1 rRNA gene is annotated in these 3,059 nt (G+C 49.1%); it reads right to left on the bottom strand.

Annotation, left to right across the window (positions count from 1 at the left end):
- Nucleotides 1-34: 34 nt before the first annotated feature.
- Nucleotides 35-2,929, bottom strand: a 23S ribosomal RNA gene (locus CXF85_RS09365).
- Between the last annotated feature and the right edge of the window lie 130 nt (nucleotides 2,930-3,059).

The following is a 3,059-nucleotide window of genomic DNA, read 5'->3' as shown; positions in this document are numbered from 1 at the left end:
TCACTTCATAGTCGCAAAACTACTTGGGTGTTGTATGGTTAAGCCTCACGGGTAATTAGTATCAGTTAGCTCAATGCCTCGCAGCACTTACACACCTGACCTATCAACGTTGTAGTCTCCAACGACCCTTTAGGGGACTTAAAGTCCCAGTGAGAACTCATCTCAAAGCCTGCTTCCCGCTTAGATGCTTTCAGCGGTTATCAGTTCCGAACGTAGCTACCGGGCAATGCCATTGGCATGACAACCCGAACACCAGTGGTTCGTCCACTCCGGTCCTCTCGTACTAGGAGCAGCCCTCTTCAATTCTCAAACGCCCACGGCAGATAGGGACCGAACTGTCTCACGACGTTCTAAACCCAGCTCGCGTACCACTTTAAATGGCGAACAGCCATACCCTTGGGACCGACTTCAGCCCCAGGATGTGATGAGCCGACATCGAGGTGCCAAACACCGCCGTCGATATGAACTCTTGGGCGGTATCAGCCTGTTATCCCCGGAGTACCTTTTATCCGTTGAGCGATGGCCCTTCCATACAGAACCACCGGATCACTATGACCTACTTTCGTACCTGCTCGACGTGTCTGTCTCGCAGTTAAGCTGGCTTATGCCATTGCACTAACCGTACGATGTCCGACCGTACTTAGCCAACCTTCGTGCTCCTCCGTTACTCTTTGGGAGGAGACCGCCCCAGTCAAACTACCCACCAGACAGTGTCCCCAAGCCCGATAAGGGCCCTAGGTTAGAACATCACGCATACAAGGGTGGTATTTCAAGATTGGCTCCACCACATCTAGCGACATGGTTTCAAAGCCTCCCACCTATCCTACACATGTAGGAGCAATGTTCACTGTCAAGCTATAGTAAAGGTTCACGGGGTCTTTCCGTCTAGCCGCGGGTATACGGCATCTTAACCGCAAATTCAATTTCACTGAGTCTCGGGTGGAGACAGTGTGGCCATGATTACGCCATTCGTGCAGGTCGGAACTTACCCGACAAGGAATTTCGCTACCTTAGGACCGTTATAGTTACGGCCGCCGTTTACCGGGGCTTCGATCATCAGCTTCGTCCGAGGACTAACCGAATCAATTAACCTTCCGGCACCGGGCAGGCGTCACACCGTATACGTCATCTTTCGATTTTGCACAGTGCTGTGTTTTTAATAAACAGTTCCAGCCACCTGGTTACTTCGACTACTCTTAGCTTACTCCGCAAGGGATTCACCGTGAGCAGCGTACCTTCTCCCGAAGTTACGGTACTATTTTGCCTAGTTCCTTCACCCGAGTTCTCTCAAGCGCCTTAGTATTCTCTACCTAACCACCTGTGTCGGTTTGGGGTACGGTTCCTATATATCTGAAGCTTAGAAGCTTTTCCTGGAAGCATGGCATCAACAACTTCAACTCCGTAGAGTCTCGTCTCGTATCTCAGTGTTGAATGAAGTCCCGGATTTACCTAAGACAACCACCTACATACTTTCACACGGACTACCAACGCCGTGCTTGTTTAGCCTACTCCGTCCCTCCTTCGCAATATATAGAAGTACAGAAATATTAATCTGTTTCCCATCGACTACGCGTTTCCGCCTCGCCTTAGGGGCCGACTTACCCTGCCCTGATTAACATGGGACAGGAAACCTTGGTCTTTCGGCGGGGGAGTTTTTCACTCCCCTTATCGTTACTCATGTCAGCATTCGCACTTCTGATACCTCCAGCAAACTTCTCAATTCACCTTCAACGGCTTACAGAACGCTCCCCTACCACTCATAATAAATTATGAATCCGCAGCTTCGGTGACTAGTTTAGCCCCGTTACATCTTCCGCGCAGACCGACTCGACTAGTGAGCTATTACGCTTTCTTTAAAGGATGGCTGCTTCTAAGCCAACCTCCTAGCTGTCTATGCCTTTCCACATCGTTTCCCACTTAACTAGTACTTTGGGACCTTAGCTGGCGGTCTGGGTTGTTTCCCTCTTCACAACGGACGTTAGCACCCGCAGTGTGTCTCCCGCATATCACTCATTGGTATTCGGAGTTTGCAAAGGGTTGGTAAGTCGGGATGACCCCCTAGCCTTAACAGTGCTCTACCCCCAATGGTGTTCGTGCGAGGCTCTACCTAAATAGATTTCGGGGAGAACCAGCTATCTCCCGGCTTGATTAGCCTTTCACTCCGACCCACAAGTCATCACCGCATTTTTCAACATACGTGTGTTCGGTCCTCCAGTTGATGTTACTCAACCTTCAACCTGCCCATGGGTAGATCGCCGGGTTTCGGGTCTATACCCTGCAACTAAACGCGCAGTTAACACTCGCTTTCGCTACGGCTCCCCTAATCGGTTAACCTTGCTACAGAATATAAGTCGCTGACCCATTATACAAAAGGTACGCAGTCACCCGACTAAATCGGGCTCCCACTGCTTGTACGTATGCGGTTTCAGGTTCTATTTCACTCCCCTCACAGGGGTTCTTTTCGCCTTTCCCTCACGGTACTGGTTCACTATCGGTCAGTTAGTAGTATTTAGCCTTGGAGGATGGTCCCCCCATATTCAGACAAAGTTTCACGTGCTCCGTCCTACTCGATTTCACTTAAAGGTTGCTTTAGTATACGGGACTATCACCCTGTATCGTTCTACTTTCCAGCAGATTCTACTAGCGCCCAATAAGCTTAAGGGCTGATTCGCGTTCGCTCGCCGCTACTAACGAAATCTCGGTTGATTTCTTTTCCTCGGGGTACTTAGATGTTTCAGTTCTCCCGGTTCGCTTCGTTAAGCTATGTATTCACTTAACGATACCTACCTTATGGTAAGTGGGTTTCCCCATTCGGACATCTTTGGCTATAACGGTTTTTATCACCTCACCAAAGCTTTTCGCAGATTAACACGTCCTTCATCGCCTCTAACTGCCAAGGCATCCACCACATACGCTTAGTCACTTAACCATACAACCCTAAGTAGTCTCGAAAGAGAACAAAGAATGTTCGGAGACTAATCCGAACTAATTGTAAAGTCTGACATTTTCACGTACTCAGTATATCCGAAGATATACGATGAGTTACTTGATAAGACATC

The organism is Colwellia sp. 75C3 (assembly GCF_002836255.1).
Lineage (GTDB): Bacteria > Pseudomonadota > Gammaproteobacteria > Enterobacterales > Alteromonadaceae > Colwellia.
The sequence above is the reverse complement of the archived record's forward strand: the minus strand, read 5'-3'. Positions and strand labels throughout refer to the sequence as shown.